The organism is Marinobacter sp., from assembly GCF_048266785.1.
Lineage (GTDB): Bacteria > Pseudomonadota > Gammaproteobacteria > Pseudomonadales > Oleiphilaceae > Marinobacter.
This window is the reverse complement of the sequence record NZ_JBLWYX010000016.1, coordinates 24637-39392: the sequence shown is the minus strand read 5'-3', so window position 1 is coordinate 39392 and position 14756 is coordinate 24637. Positions and strand designations below refer to the sequence as shown.

Genomic DNA, 14756 nt, shown 5'->3' with positions numbered 1-14756 from the left:
GGCCCCTGCATTATTTCGCATGATTGCAAAGCGTATCATTTACACCGGCTCGTTGAGGCACCACAAGATTTTGCGATTCTGCCGCCCTGAGTGTTATATTATAACATTACAAGCAAACATCAGGACTCAGCCCCATGCGCACCCTCAAAACAGCTTGCACTCTAGCCCTGAGCGCCAGCACCCTTCTCTATGCCAGCAATACGCTTGCCGACACCCGTATTCTGACCTCCATCAAGCCGCTAGAGCTTCTGGTGCAGGCGATTGCAACGGAAGACATGCACACAAGTACCCTGATACCTCCGGGCTCCAGCCCTCATAATTATTCAATGACACCTTCAAAACGCAGGGCGCTGGAAAGCGCCGACATCATTTTCTGGGTAGGCCCTGAGGTGGAGACATTTCTGAACCGCCTCTTGACCGGCAGCGAATTCGGCGAGCGCTCCGTAGCACTTATGCGTAAAGACGCCGAAGCCGTAGAGTCTGAAAAAGAGGGTTACGAGCACGATCAACCTGACTCAAACAATGACGATGACGGGCACGATCACGAAGATGGAGAAGATCCACACATCTGGGTAGACCCGCACATGGCGCTTACCATGGCAGAAACCATTCGGGATACCCTGGCTCAACTGAGCGGTGCAGACAAGCCGGCTCTGGATCGCAACCTGGAAACATTCCGGGCATCCATTTCAGCCAAAGAAGATCAGATCCGCAGGCAACTGGAGCCCGTGCAGGGTATCAGCCTGTTCGCGTATCACAGCGCCTTCACCCGATTCGCAGAGCACTACGGCCTGAACGTTGAGGGCGTGCTGACACTCAACCCGGAACTGTCGCCAGGTGCACGGCACATTGCGGAGGTTCAGAACAGCCTTCGCGGTGCAAACCAGCCATGCCTGTTGACCGAACCGCAATTCAACCGGCAGTGGTGGCGTTCCATAACCGAGGGCCTGGATGTGACATTCAGCACCTGGGATCCCCTGGCCACAGATATTGATACAACGGTGGACGGTGGTTACGCGGCCTTTCAACAAAGCATCGCTGATGCCGTACTCAAATGCCTACCAGAGAATGCTGAGCATTAATGGAATAGACACCATGGCCAGAAGCGTCTGGCCACTGATAATGCCCGCCATCAGCGGCGCATCACCGCCTAACTGTCTGGCAAGGATGTAGGCCGATGTAGCCGTTGGAAGCGTGGCCAGAAGTATCGACACCTGCACCAGCGTGCCATCAAGCCCTAACAGAATGGCAAGCCCTGCAGCCATCAGCGGAAACAGCAACAACTTCAAGACAGACGACATCATAAAAGGCACGGAGCCGCCCCGCAGGGCTTTAAGCTGAATCCCGGCGCCAACTGTCATCAAACCCATCGGCAGCGCCAGGTTGCTCAGGGGCTCCAACGTACCTGCAAGGAGCGGATGGAAGTCAATCTCGAAAAAGCTCCAGGTAACCCCGAGAATCGACCCGATAATAAGAGGGTTTGACGCAATCGTACGTAACACCGGCCCCACCCGCACCGGGCCGTCCGTTGCCACGAGAGAAAACATTAGAATGCACAACAGGTTTATCAGCGGCACCATAATCGCAACAGCGATGGCGGTCAGCGACAACCCCTCGTCACCCAACAGCATTCCACCCGCCGCAAGGCCCACGTATGAGTTAAACCGGATAGCTCCCTGATAAACCGATGAAAAAACCGGCCCACTCCAGTGCCAGAACAACTGCACGGCGATTAATACCAGTGTCATCGCCAAGAGCATGGAGCCAATAAGCAAGGCAGTATCGCCATAGGCGGAAGCCGGCAACCGGGCCTGGCCGAGCTTGAACACCAGCATGGCGGGAAAGAGCACGTAGTAGGTAAAGCGCTCCGCCTGTGGCCAGAAGTCAACCGAAGGAAATTCCCAGCGCCTGAACAGGTACCCTAAAACAATCAGCGCAAAAATAGGCACCAGCGCCTGAACCATAACCGGCATATCGAACACTCCAGTATCATTGACTCTATATGGACAACTGCCCCGGGCGACTAACCGGGTAACCGAGGAGCATATCAGATGGCCAATAGGCCGTCTTGAGGCCGGCGCAGGCGTAACCCCTCTTGCCGATGATCAACTCGCCCAGTGGTCAGGATGAGCCAAGCCTGCCAGAATAATTCCCTCGACACTGCCACCTTCGGTCATCACGCTACATTCATCCTCAGGGAAACCCCATGCAATCCGAGCCCAAGCCAGAGCCCAAATCTGAGAAGGGGAAAGCGACCCGAATCATCCATAACCGCCGCCATAAGGATAGCCTCGGCAGCCCCTACTCACCGGTTTACAACACCACTACCTACCGCTTCGCGAACACCGCCTCGCTGCAGGATGTGATCGAAGGCCGCACGCCGGGCAACCTGTATACCCGTTGGGGGAGCAACCCGACCATCCGAGAGCTTGAGCAAGGCTTGGCCGGCCTTGAAGATTCAGAGAGTGCGCTGGCGTTTGCCTCTGGTATGGCAGCCATTTCGGCCACCCTGTTTGCTCATGGACGGAACGGCATTGTCTGCGTCGGTGATCTTTATGGTGGCACGCAAGAACTGCTGACCAAGCACCTGGAACCTCTGGGCATTCCCGTTACTTTTCTGCTGCAGAACGAATCCGATCAATTAACCAACGCTCTGAACAAACCCGGCATGCTGGTGTACTGTGAAACACCGGCCAATCCGACGTTGGGCATACTGGATATCCGGGAACTGGCGCAACGGGCTCATACCAAAGGTGCCTTTTTCGCAGTAGACAACACTTTTGCCTCACCGATAAATCAGTGTCCACTGGCGCTGGGTGCCGATATCAGCGTTCACAGCGCTACCAAGTATCTCGGAGGCCACAGCGACCTTACCGCCGGTGCCGTGATGGCATCTGCAGAACGGATTCAGCCCATTGCCCAATGGCGGAAAAACCTTGGTCAGATTCTGGCGCCGGAGACCGCCGCCCTGCTCTCTCGCAGCCTCAGAACCCTGCCGGTGCGGGTACGGCAGCATAACGACAATGCCATGGCGGTTGCCCAGGCAATGGCCAGTCACCCGGCCATCAAACGAGTGCTCTATCCGGGGTTACCTGATTTTCCCGGCCACAGCTTGGCTGCGCAACAAATGGATGGGTTTGGTGGCGTGCTGACTCTGGAGATCAAAGGTGATCGGGAACAGGCCGAGAAAGTGGCGGACAGCCTGCAGATTTTCCTGCTAGCCACAAGTCTGGGGGGCGTGGAAAGCCTGGTGTCCCAACCCTGCGCCACCAGCCACCACGGCATCAGCCGAAAGGAGCGGGAGCGCCGCGGGATCACTGACAGTATGCTGCGGCTGTCGGTTGGGTTGGAAGATGCAAAAGACCTGATCGCAGACCTGAAGCAGGCTCTGGCCCAGCTATAGATCGCCATTAATGAGGAAGTCGCGAAGGGCTGCCGCATTGTTGTGCTCGGCGTCCTTCGCGGCAAACACCAGCGTTATGCGCTTGTGCTCTTTCACAATCGACTGCAGCGCTTTCAGATCTTCAGCTGCATCGTTTTTTTTCAATTCCTTCAGGTACCGCTGCCGGAATTCGTTCCATTTTTCCGGGTCATGATCAAACCACTTTCGCAGTTCGGTAGACGGAGCGAGCCCTTTTAGCCAGGTTTCGAGTTTGGCATCTTCCTTGGCAACACCACGCGGCCATATTCTGTCGACCAGAATACGTGGTCCATCAGAACGCGCAGCGTCCTCGTAAGCTCTCTTGATTCGAATTTCCATCATCAAGCCTCCGTCTTGTCATTCAGATAAGGTCATCCGGAGTTAACTGTTCTACCGAATTTTTACCCAACAGTGCAAGAGTCAACTCTACCTCGTAACGGAAGTTTTCCAGCATTCGGGAGACGGCCTCCTCGCCACCTGCCGCCAACGCATAGGCCCATGCACGTCCCACCAGACAAGCGTTTGCACCCAGGCAAAGTGCTCGCACAATGTCCTGGCCAGACTGCACACCGCCATCAAACAGAATCTCGGTTTTTCCTGATACGGCTTCGACAATGCCCGGCAGCGCCGAGATGGTTGAAGGCGCGCCATCCAGTTGTCGTCCGCCGTGATTAGAGACAACAATGCCGTCGGCCCCGACATCCATCGCAGAACGGGCGTCGTCTGGATCCATAATCCCCTTGATCACCAGCTTGCCTGGCCAATGCTGCCGCACCCAGTCCAGATCCTTCCAGGTAACGGACGCATCAAACTGCTGGTCCACCCAGGCTTTGAAATCTTCAGGGTTGCGGCCCGAAGGCACCGCATCGGCGAGGTTGCCGAAGGTCAGAGGTTTGCCCTTGATGGCAACATCCCAGAGCCAGAGCGGGTGGGAAAGAAGATCAGACAGCTTTTGCATTTTGCCCCAGGGCGAGAGGCCACCATTCATACCGTTACGCACGTCCCGGTAGCGCACACCCAGTTTGGGAAGATCCACCGTAAACACCAGCGTGGAGTATCCGGCTTTGTGAGCACGGTTGAGCAGGGCCTCGGAGTAGCTTCTGTCTTTAAGCACATAAAGCTGAAACCAGTTGGCCGCGCCAGTTGCCCGGGCAACTTCCTCCAGTGAACAGATCGAGACCGTACTCAGGCAAAACGGCACGCCGCTTTTCTGCGCTGCCAGGACCGCCTGAATCTCGCCCCGCCGCGCAAGCATGCCAGCAAGGCCCACAGGTGCGAGTACCAGCGGCAGTGCGGCATCCTGGCCCAGTATCTGCGTTGCGGCGGAAGCGTTGGAGACATCCCGCATAACCCGCTGACGAAAATGCAGGTTCTGGAAGTCCCCCGTGTTCTCTCTGAGAGTCTGCTCGGAAAAGGCACCACCATCAAAGTAGTCAAACATCATTCGGGGTAATCGGGCTTTGGCAAGTTTGCGGTTATCGGATGTATTGGCAGGTGTAATCATGTGATATCTTGCTCTGGGGCAGACCATTCAAGGTAAGGTTGCCACTTATTTTTCCAGACTGCTATCTTCTCCGGTTTCATCGGTTTGGCAATGGCATATCCTTGGGCATCGAAGCAGCCAAGGTTGATCAGAAGTTCTCCGTGCTCCTTGCTCTCCACACCCTCCGCAACCAATTTTCTGTCAAATGCATGGGACAAGCCGATAATACCTTTGAGAATGGAAATGTCATCCCCATTCGAGAGTGCGCCCCTCACAAAACCCTGATCTATTTTCAGGGTTTTCACCGGTAACTGCTTCAGGTATGACAGCGAAGAGTATCCCGTTCCAAAATCATCCAGAGAAAAGGTTACGCCAAGGCTCCCGCAGTCCCGGATGATTCTGCTTGCCTTATCAAGCTCGCCAAGAGCTGCCGTTTCAAGTATTTCGAGATCGAGCCGTTGTGGAGCAACATGGGGATAGCGTGCCAGAATCCCCGCAAGATTTTCCGTAAAGCCCGGTTGCTGAAGATGCAGTGCGGCCAGATTCACACCCACATCGAGAGTCAGCCCTTCGGTATCCCAGGCCGCCATCTGCCGGAATGCTTGCTCGATGACCCACTCACCAATATCGATAATAAGTGGATGATGCTCCAGCATCGGCAAAAAGTGTATCGGGCTTAGCAAACCTCTTGTCGGATGATCCCAGCGGATAAGCGCTTCCACACCAACCAGGTCCCCCGAACGCATGCCCACCTTGGGCTGATACTCCAGTCTGAACTGATTGTCTACAAGCCCTGTCCTGATGTCAGCCAGTAGCTGCTGGCGCTCCGCGGAGAGACGTTGTTCGTTTGCATCCAGAAACAGCCAATCACCCTTTTGTTCCTGCTTGGCGCGAAACAGTGTGTGATCAGCCTGCCGCAGAACCGTATCTGCATCACCAGCGCCATCATGAGGGAACAGAACGACCCCGGCTGTGAAGTCTACGGAAATGCTGCCACCACCCAGAGTAAACGGCTGCCCGGCCGTTAGCCTCAGGGCCTTTAGCTGGGCCTCAACTTTCCCGCCATCCGCCAACAGCACCACAAACTCGTCTCCACTGATCCGGGCGAGCTGCCCACCATGGGCTATGGCTTCCTTCCAACGCCTGGCAAGTAAACCAAGCAGTCGGTCGGCAGCCTCTTCACCCAAACGGGCATTTACATCATGAAAATTATCCAGATCAATGGAGATCAGTGCGGCGGACCCGGCTGTCAGATCGTTTTGTTGCATAACATGTCGGATCTCCCTGAGGATTCCGTTACGGTTCATCAGGCCTGTGACAGGATCTGAATACGCAAGAAACTGAAGCTGCCTCTCATGGTCTGACGCCTGTTGCTGCAGTGCAGCATCAAGTTTTTCATTCTGCAATCGCGCCAGCTCATCCTCAGCCCCCAGCCTTGCCATTTTTTCACGCATCAACTGTATGGTGCTGGCAGAGAACTTGCCATAAATCTCCAGCAAAGCCGAAACCATGACAGAAACCGACCCGCTCAGTTGGCCATCCACTTCTTCTCTGGCTTCGGCAATGGGGGTTCCACGCTTTACCGCACTGACCGTAAGCGCCATTCGACGATCAGATTCCAGAATATGAAAAGCAAGCCATCGGGTCAGATAGTTGAACAGATCTCCAATAACTTTCTCCTCCGGCTCACCGCTGGAGCGGTACATCTGAATCTGAACGAAGAAGAGTTGATGGCTATCATGATGGTTACTCACCATTTCCTGCTCACCGAGCGCCGCTTTCCAGATATCCTCTTCCTCCTTGAAGTGATAGGCAGCGTAAGACAGCAGCTCATCAAGAATATGTCCAGATTCAAGCTCCGAGGTGCTGGAAGCAAAGTGCCAGGCGAGCCGGTTCAGGATTTCAACAAGCACCCGGTGTTGCTCGTCAATCTTCTCGATGCCCGTTTCGAAATTCCGGTTCCACGGAAAGATTTCAAAAGCGGTGGCGTCATCATCAGACATATTGAAAGGCCCAGCGAAAGATTGTTTTAGAGTGCTAGCAGCATAGGTTATGAACGCAAAAGCGACACTTGATGCATCTCATTTTCTGACCCGGTAGCTGGGCGCCTTTCCCGTCCAGCGCTTGAATGCTTGCGAGAATGTCGATGCGTCGCTGAACCCCAGGCTGCTTGCGGTCTCCGAAATGCTCATTCCCCCTTCCTTCAACAAACTCTCAGCCCTGCTTTTTCGGACGTCTTCCAGCAACTGCCGGAAGCTCACCCCTTCGGCCTGCAAATGACGCTTTAGCGTTCGTTCACTCATGTGGAAATGACGGGCTATAATTGGCAGAGTAAGTATGCGCGCTCCGGAGTTCTGCAAATAGTGAGTAACGACGGTCTGTATGCCGGCGTAACTCCGCCGCTGATCTATCAATGCACAACATTGCTGCTCACACAGTGCCGCGGTGACCGGATTTGCCTGGGGCAATTTGCGACTTCACTGCTCCAAGGGGAACTCAAACGTATTGTAAGGACCTTCCGAAAACTCGAACTCATCCCTTGCCAACTCTTGCATCGAAACAATCGCTGCCGCCCTGTCACGAGCAAGAACAAATCGTTTTATCGAAGGCTCTATCTAGCTCTGGCTCACCAAACTTCAGAACTCCCATATTGTTTTTTTCATGGTGAGAAATAACGGTAAATTAAAATTATTGACCCTGTTCAGCATTTCCGCAAGGTGATTAAAGGCATACTCTGGACCTGAACAGACAAAAACAACAAATCAGGTACTTTTTTATGATCCCCTCCCTGATTGCGACCGATGATCAACCCATGCTGGCCGACTGGCTGGATCGAACCACTCACAAGACGACAGTCGCGGTTGCTCCATGCCGTCCACAAAGCACCGGGGCAGTCGTCGCCGGCACTTACCAACATGCTAAAAATTGCCGCACCCGAGGGATGGCTGAGCTACTTTCTGCCTGGCCCCTTAGATAGCCATGTGTTATCGGCGGCTTGCGCAAAGGCTGGGTGTTGAACCGGGCAAGTCTGAACACATCAAGAATCCCGGTAGCCTCAATGGCTGTCGGGTGTGCCCGTGCAGCAACACATTGCTACCATGCTGGCGGAAACCTCTGTCCGGATTGCATTTCTCCAGCACCGTTAAAGACCCGGGCGGTGAAGAGGACATTATCACCGTGAGTGGAACACGCGGTCCTCGCCTGCCTGGGCCCCAACTGGATATCCTACTTTACCCCCAACTCAAAGAAGATCTGCTAAGGACTCTGGTTGTTACTCAAGGTGGTGGCCGCGCGTCCTTGCCGGGCAGCATTCGTGCTTCGGTTGGCGCAAGTTCCCATGCTATGGCTCAGCGGCTGCGGGACCTGGGGATTCACGAGCAAAAGCCCAAGCTGGTCTTTTACAGCCATGGCTTGCAGCTGCGATTGAATGCCGGAGCAAAAGTTGCCTGAAGCTCATGCTACGCCTTGACGCTACCCCGGTATGTACTAGAATTTCTGATGAAGATTTATTTCGAGTGCTTCTTTAAAGGGGTCGGGCCCATCAAAACCCATGCCTTAACATTATCTGTGCGGCTGGCTGTGACCAGCAAAGGATGATTTCGCCATGGCTACAATCACCGTCCGACTTTATCGCTACAATCCGGAAACCGACAACGCTCCCCACGACCAGGATGTAGAAGTAGATTCGAGTTTCCGCAATCGCATGGTACTGGATGTTCTCGAGCACCTGAAAACACTTGACCCTACCCTCTCCTTCCGTCGCTCCTGCCGCGAGGGCGTTTGCGGCTCAGATGGATTGAACATTAACGGGCGCAACGGGCTCGGCTGCATCACCCGGGTGACTGACGCTCTTGGTAAATCTGGCACACTAATCATCCGGCCATTGCCCGGCATGCCGGTTATCCGTGATCTGGTGGTCGATCAGTCCCTTTTCTTCAAGCAGTACAAAAGCATTCAGCCCTGGTTGATCAATGACAGCCCAAGGCCCGCCATCGAGCGACTCCAGAGCCCGGAAGACCGGGCAAAGCTGGATGGCTTGTATGAGTGCATTCTGTGCGCCTGCTGCTCCTCTGCCTGCCCATCCTGGTGGTGGAACCCGGAAAAATACGTGGGGCCGGCAGGTCTGCTGCAAGCTCATCGATTTCTGCTTGACTCACGTGACACAGCAACGACTGAACGTTTGGCTAAACTGGAAGACCCGTTCAGCGTGTTCCGCTGCAGGGGAATTGGCAACTGCACAGCATATTGCCCCAAGGGTCTCAATCCGATGAAACAAATTGGCCGGATCAAGGCAATGCTGGTTCGATCTCAAATCTGAACAGGGTATTAAGGGTTATTAATCCGATTTTATCGGCAATTGGTGCTCAAACGTCTACACTGGCCATCGTCTGACCCATAAACACAAACCCGAACAGGTCAACAATAGGAGTAGCCTGATGCAAGCAATCCGATCCTATACGCAATCCGTTTCAGCGATCATGACACTGATTATGATCTTGAGTTCAATGTGGGCGATTCCGGCCTCTGCAAGTATCGTCGGCACCGGCGAGCTACTGACTGAACAGCGTGCAGACATCGACCGCGAAGCACTGATGAGCATGCTGGAACGGGAAGACGTTAAAACAGCTCTGGCGAACATGGGCGTGGGCGAGCAGGAGGTTCAAGACCGGATCCAAAGCCTTACACCCGCCGAACTGGCTGATTTCAAGCAACAGCTTGCACAAGCGCCTGCCGGCGAGGGTGTTGTAGGCATAATCGTGCTGTTCCTGTTGGTTTTCATTGTTACTGACATGCTGTGCGCGACGAATATTTTCCCATTCATTAACTGCATACGCTGAACAGCATCGCCATGCTCGGATTCTGGCTGAAGCCAAACCGCCCCGGTTTGGCCGCGCTCCTGGGAGTTCTACTCTCAGGCTGCGCCAGCCAGCCGCCCTGGCCCGAATCTTTCAACGCGACCACTCTCAACCAGATACCCTTTCATCCACAAGAGCAATATCAGTGTGGTCCGGCTTCACTGGCCATGATGCTGAATGCACAGGATGTTGAGGCTACGCCAGACGAGTTGGTCGACCGCGTTTACCTACCCCAGCGAAAGGGGGCCCTGCAAGTTGAAATGGTTGCGGCGGCGCGCCAATACGGGATGCTGGTTTATCCGCTGGAGCCCGAACTGGAGCACGTTTTAAAAGAGGTTCGAGCAGGTCACCCGGTTCTCGTTCTGCAGAACCTGCGTTTTGGCTGGTGGCCACAATGGCATTTTGCAGTGGTTATTGGCTATGACAGCGCGAAAGGAACACTGATACTTCACACCGGCACCCAAGAGAGTAATCGCCAGCCTGCCAGCGTTTTCATGGCAACCTGGGATCGCTCTAAACGATGGGCGCGGGTTATTCTGCCGCCAGGCCAGATTCCGGCAACGGCCGAGCCTCTCACTTTTTTGATGGCTGCCCACGACCTGGAAACAACTCGGCAGACAGATGCGGCAAAATCCGCTTACAGCGCGGCAGCAGAGGCTTGGCCAGACCAGCCTGCAGCATTACTCGGTTTGGGGAACATTGCCTATCAACAAGGCCAGTGGTCTGAAGCGGAAGCGTACTATCGTGCGATGACAGAGAAGTTTCCAGACATCAATGCCGGCTGGAACAACCTGGCAGAGGCCTTATCGAAACAAGGCCTCCACAAGGAATCTGATTAACTGTTTTCGGTTGGGTTATCCACTTCAGGTTCTTTACCTGAAAACAGCCTCTCCAGATTCAGAAGGCCATCCTGGATAAGATTGAAGCCTTCGTCGATTTCCGCATCAAGGGTTTCGTTCATCATGTCCAAAGCCACAATCTGTTCTCGCGCCTCTGCATAACCTTTTTCGATTCCAGCTCGGGCCTGCTCCATTAAGCCGGCCAGTTTCTCGACATCTGCTCCGGCATCCGCCTCTTGCTGCAGGCGGTTCTGCACAAATCCCAAAATCACGCTGGCAACATCAGACGCCGTAGGTGGCTGAGCCTGGGTGGCGTATTTATCGGCGCCTGATGCGGCTTTGCTTTGGCCGCCCATGGCTTCCTGAAGCCTCTGCTCCATGCGCGCACGCATAACATTAATGGCGTCCGCTGGTGTGCGGATAGAAGCCTGTTTGTCAACACGCGCTTCAGCGGTTATCCGGCCAGCAGGCCTAACCTCAGCCGGGCCCATATTCACTCGACCTGTCACACCCGGCCCGCGACCAATGATTGGCGATACCATAACTTTCTCCTCCGGCAAGGGCTTATATGTAATGGCTATCGGCGGGTTGTGACCCGGCATTAAGATTGATTGGTTATAAATCCATCAATCAGCTGCCGATTAGCCCTACTTTTTGATCCAGTGGTCATCCACCCGGATGTACTGGCCGGATGGCGTCTTCTCAACCGCTTTCTGGCCCGCTACTGTCTCTACCTTGGTTACTGCAATGCCATGTTTTTCAGCGATGGCTTTATAAGCTTCGCGGCGTGCATCGTTGATGGCACTCACGATATCTTTAGCTCTCTGATCAGAGCTTACGGCAGCCAGATAACCTGTGGGTGTCTCACCCACCAGGCCCTGATTTTTGGCAGATTCGAGGGCATTCTTCGCTTCATCCAGGCTCATGGCCATTGCCGGAAGAGCCAGGCAGAACGCTAAAATCAGGGCACTGAATCGCGCAAATAATGTCATGGTCAACTCCTTAATAATTCGCTATTTACAAAACACCAAGGCAATCAGAACAGGCCCTTTTCGCTGAACAGTTCGTCCACGTCTTTATCAACCTTCACGTAAATTTCATGCTGAATTTTGACGTTCAGGTTCACGGTAATCGGCTCCTTGGGCGCAGCCACCTGAACCGTCGGGGTACAAGCTACAAGCAAGCCACCCATAACCAGGCCCGCAAACAGGGCGGACACGCGCCGGGAAAACCTGGAACCAAATTGCGTCATATCGGTGTACTCCTTTGTTACCCTTCACTCTAACAGGTCGCCTGACTCATCGTCAGGATTCCGTTCGCGCTTCTTGAACAGCTTTTTTACTCTCTCCGTCACGGCATCGCTCACTCTGCCGCTCAGCTGCAAGCTCCTGAGCAACGCCGGGATGTTCTCCTCCAGATTGATGTTCAACACCACGGGTTGGCCTTTGCCGACTTTTGGGCTGCTGCCCTTAAGGTGAAGCGTCAACACCAGAGTGCCGTTCTCATCATAGTCAATACCGCTACCCAGAACCGAGTAACGGAAATCCTCGAGCGCTTGTGCCACCAGCGTCATGGACTCGTTCTGGCTGGCGAGTGCCTTCAGCCGTTCGGCCGTCAGCTGCAATCGCCCCCCGGGCTCAAGTGCGTCAATACGCCCTCGCTCCACTCTTATACCGGTAGCCGGGTCGAACAACACAGGCACCGTGCCACTGAGAATTCCGGTGCCCGCAAGCCCCTCAGTCGGGTATAACTGTAAAAGATACGCAAGACTGAGCTGCCTGAGTTCAACAGGAATTGTCACCGGCGCCTGTGCCAGATCCCAGCTTCCTGGCTGGATGTGTATCTCGCCTCCCAATGCATCAGAGTTGGCCTGCTCCAGAATCAGCTTCCCGGCGTCAAGTTTCGCCAGGGGCGCTTCGTAGGTTCCAGCCAGAAGCACTGGCCCGACGGGCAGCCCGGGATTCACTTCCTCTACGGTCAGTTCCGGCGTGGATAGTCTGATGCGATCGCCGTCCAGTTGAAACTCAGCGGAAGCGTTCATCTTGCTCCATGCTGTGCGATCGTAGGTGCCACTCCAGTCGACAAACGCCAGCTTGCCCGCCGCTGCCATCGTCCCATTTCGCGGTTGTCTATAGGTAGCGTTTGCACTGAGGGTGCCGCCCGATACCGTGAGTAGGGGTGGCCAGGCTGAGAAAATACGAGACAGCGCCTCAGCTTCCCGCTCTCCACTCACCTGCATCTTCCCCTCAAGCGTCAAACGCCCCTGGTATGGAAACGTCAAATCCAGGTTCATCGTTGTTCCGGCGTTGGCCCTGAGCACACCTGCAACATCTGCGTGAGCCAGGTCGCTGTTCACCCTGCCGCTGAACTGCCAGGGTTGCGGCAACAACTGCGGATGCCTGACCTGTTTTGCTTTCACGCTAACCGGTCCTTCAAGGCTTAACTTATCGAGTTCGCCCTGTTCCACCCTGTAGTTTGCGTTCAACGTCGTTTTTCCGAGATCTGCATGCAGGCCTTTGAGCAGCGTTTCGTTCGCCGTTGCCGTTCCGGCTGTCATCCCGGAAAGCGGCTCTAACCTTTCAACCTCAAGAAACGTGGACTCACCAAATTTCAGTGCCGCAGTGGTGGTGTTTAACGAACCCGTCAGCGCAATCTGTACCCGAGGCTTGGTCAGTCGCCAGCCGGCCGCCTCCAGTTTCGGCAGAGCTGCGGTTAATTGGGTTTTCCCCAGCTGCACCATCCATGGCGCTTTGGTGGTTACCGCGAGATGTGAGCGCATGGACACATTTGCGCCGCCGCGGCTGCTCAATTCCACGTTGAGCGGCAGCAGAGCGTCCCCTGAGCCTGTTTGAACGGCAGGAGAACTGGCGGAAAGAGGCGCCAAGGCTTGAGCAGGCCGGACAGACAGCATAAGCGAGCTTGGCCGCATCAGCTCCGGCACCTTCCTGACCCACGCCGCCGGATGGCTCAACTCCAGATCAGTCCGCAGGGTTTCGGGTTGCCACTGGCCCTGATCGGCTTGCAGAGCGACCTCCACATTGCCGCTGATCGTTCCCAGCCCGGGCGCAGGCCAGGGCTGAGGCACTCGTGCCTGAACCTTCACATTCCCCGCTACCTGCACCAGAAAGTTTGCATTTCCGGGGCCCTGTAACTGCCAGCTGACTTCCACAGAACCCGTCTCCGGCTGCTCCGGCCACTGCTCGGAGGGAATGCTCTGCCATGTTTGCAGCCAGGCCAGTAACCAGTCTGTCCGGGGCAAATCGGGCATATTCACTGAGCCGCGCCAAGACACCAGGCCATTCGCTCCGTGTTTGCTGTAGCCCGACTCCACAGACAAGTACCGCGTACCATCAATCGCCAGCTCTGCGGAGAAATCCAGATCGCCATCCCAGGCCCCATCAAGGTTAGCCAACACACCTATCTGATGGTCTTCATGATGAAGCTGCACATTGGCATTGATGGGAAGGCGGGCATTTGCAACCGCGAGCGACGAAGAAGCAGAACCAGATTCCAGCACCGAATCAGATTCCGAGCTGGCAATCGACAAGCTTCCTGCCAGAGGGCAGCGCCCTGTCTCACACGGCAGAGTAACCTTGAACTGCTGGATGGTCATTTCGTAAGGCAGCCAGTCGGGAATTTCAGGCGGCCACGGTTTCACTTGTTGTTGCTCCCCTGCAGCTTGTTCTCCGGGTTTTCTGTACCAATCCAGCTCCAGGTATCCAGCCGTCAATGCCGTTAGCTTCGGCAGCCATCCTTCCCCCCATTCAGGGCTCCGCCACCCAAAGCCCAGCGCCTTGCCATGCAACGCAATTTCTCTCGTCGGCAGTGACTGGGTAAGCCTTAGTTCACGCACAGACACGCCACTGAACGATAGTTCCAGCCCCCGCCACTCCAGTGTCTCTATTCCGTTCTGTTGCAGTGCCTCGCTCCAGAGATAGCGGGCAGCCAGAATGCCGAATAGTATGGAGAGCACCAATACCGTAAACAGGCCCCATCCAAGTGGTTTCCATGCAATGCGCATTGCGGGCTATCTCCTGACCCGTTACCGATGTTAAGTGAGCTCTACCGTACATTGGTTGATATAACTGAAACAGTTACAGTATCTGCATCCATCCGCCCGGACTAGCCTTTGGTCTACCGCCTCTGCAGGAGGATTG

15 protein-coding genes are annotated in these 14756 nt (G+C 55.0%); 6 read left to right on the top strand and 9 right to left on the bottom strand.

All coding sequences use genetic code 11. The features are described from left to right. Nucleotides 1-134: 134 nt before the first annotated feature. Complete coding sequence (locus ACN0V1_RS17665; protein ID WP_417546256.1) at nucleotides 135-1082, top strand: zinc ABC transporter substrate-binding protein; 948 nt, start codon at nucleotides 135-137, stop codon at nucleotides 1080-1082. On the opposite strand, the gene ACN0V1_RS17660 is transcribed toward ACN0V1_RS17665, so the two are convergent. Beyond that, entirely contained in the window at nucleotides 1059-1973 is a 915-nt protein-coding gene (locus ACN0V1_RS17660; RefSeq protein WP_417546255.1) for an AEC family transporter, read from the bottom strand. The two genes, ACN0V1_RS17665 and ACN0V1_RS17660, sit on opposite strands and share 24 nt — an antisense overlap. A 233-nt stretch (nucleotides 1974-2206) precedes the next feature. On the opposite strand from ACN0V1_RS17660, the gene ACN0V1_RS17655 reads away from it, so the two are divergent. Continuing rightward, entirely contained in the window at nucleotides 2207-3403 is a 1197-nt protein-coding gene (locus ACN0V1_RS17655) for a trans-sulfuration enzyme family protein (RefSeq protein WP_417546254.1), read from the top strand. Here the strand turns inward: ACN0V1_RS17655 and ACN0V1_RS17650 are convergent. The 4 genes from ACN0V1_RS17650 to ACN0V1_RS17635 form a co-directional block, all read right to left on the bottom strand. Next, nucleotides 3398-3763 (bottom strand): DUF488 domain-containing protein, encoded by a 366-nt coding sequence (locus ACN0V1_RS17650; protein WP_417546253.1) that lies wholly within the window; start codon nucleotides 3761-3763, stop codon nucleotides 3398-3400. The two genes, ACN0V1_RS17655 and ACN0V1_RS17650, sit on opposite strands and share 6 nt — an antisense overlap. Before the next feature lie 19 nt (nucleotides 3764-3782). Then, nucleotides 3783-4925, bottom strand: a complete 1143-nt coding sequence (locus ACN0V1_RS17645) for an L-lactate dehydrogenase (RefSeq protein ID WP_417546252.1) — start codon at nucleotides 4923-4925, stop codon at nucleotides 3783-3785. Continuing rightward, the gene (locus ACN0V1_RS17640) at nucleotides 4922-6907 is read right to left on the bottom strand and encodes a putative bifunctional diguanylate cyclase/phosphodiesterase (protein ID WP_417546251.1); all 1986 of its coding nucleotides are present in this window, start codon (nucleotides 6905-6907) and stop codon (nucleotides 4922-4924) included. Before ACN0V1_RS17640 ends, ACN0V1_RS17645 begins: the two co-directional genes overlap by 4 nt. Before the next feature lie 78 nt (nucleotides 6908-6985). Further along, nucleotides 6986-7264: a helix-turn-helix transcriptional regulator gene (locus ACN0V1_RS17635; RefSeq protein WP_417546292.1), complete on the bottom strand. Its 279-nt coding sequence runs from the start codon at nucleotides 7262-7264 to the stop codon at nucleotides 6986-6988. Between the two features lie 817 nt (nucleotides 7265-8081). Here ACN0V1_RS17635 and ACN0V1_RS17630 point away from each other — a divergent pair. The 4 genes from ACN0V1_RS17630 to ACN0V1_RS17615 all read left to right on the top strand — a co-directional run bounded on the left by ACN0V1_RS17630 (nucleotide 8082) and on the right by ACN0V1_RS17615 (nucleotide 10599). Next, nucleotides 8082-8354 carry a hypothetical protein gene (locus ACN0V1_RS17630; protein WP_417546250.1) on the top strand — a complete coding sequence of 91 codons (273 nt, stop codon included), beginning with the start codon at nucleotides 8082-8084 and terminating at the stop codon, nucleotides 8352-8354. Between the two features lie 154 nt (nucleotides 8355-8508). Further along, nucleotides 8509-9222, top strand: coding sequence for a succinate dehydrogenase iron-sulfur subunit (locus tag ACN0V1_RS17625; RefSeq protein ID WP_417546249.1), 714 nt, complete (start codon nucleotides 8509-8511; stop codon nucleotides 9220-9222). A gap of 118 nt (nucleotides 9223-9340) precedes the next feature. After that, nucleotides 9341-9742, top strand: coding sequence for a PA2779 family protein (locus tag ACN0V1_RS17620; RefSeq protein ID WP_417546248.1), 402 nt, complete (start codon nucleotides 9341-9343; stop codon nucleotides 9740-9742). Between the two features lie 11 nt (nucleotides 9743-9753). Beyond that, complete coding sequence (locus ACN0V1_RS17615; RefSeq protein WP_417546247.1) at nucleotides 9754-10599, top strand: PA2778 family cysteine peptidase; 846 nt, start codon at nucleotides 9754-9756, stop codon at nucleotides 10597-10599. Here the strand turns inward: ACN0V1_RS17615 and ACN0V1_RS17610 are convergent. From ACN0V1_RS17610 to ACN0V1_RS17595, 4 genes are all read right to left on the bottom strand, one after another. Next, nucleotides 10596-11141, bottom strand: a complete 546-nt coding sequence (locus ACN0V1_RS17610) for a DUF5610 domain-containing protein (protein WP_417546246.1) — start codon at nucleotides 11139-11141, stop codon at nucleotides 10596-10598. The two genes, ACN0V1_RS17615 and ACN0V1_RS17610, sit on opposite strands and share 4 nt — an antisense overlap. Nucleotides 11142-11246: 105 nt before the next feature. After that, a complete protein-coding gene (locus ACN0V1_RS17605; protein WP_417546245.1) occupies nucleotides 11247-11591 on the bottom strand; it encodes a YdbL family protein in 345 nt (114 codons plus the stop codon). 44 nt (nucleotides 11592-11635) lie between these two features. Then, nucleotides 11636-11851, bottom strand: coding sequence for a YnbE family lipoprotein (locus ACN0V1_RS17600; RefSeq protein WP_417546244.1), 216 nt, complete (start codon nucleotides 11849-11851; stop codon nucleotides 11636-11638). Nucleotides 11852-11875: 24 nt separating this feature from the next. Next, on the bottom strand, nucleotides 11876-14620 hold the full coding sequence (locus ACN0V1_RS17595; RefSeq protein WP_417546243.1) for an intermembrane phospholipid transport protein YdbH family protein: 2745 nt from the start codon (nucleotides 14618-14620) through the stop codon (nucleotides 11876-11878). Between the last annotated feature and the right edge of the window lie 136 nt (nucleotides 14621-14756).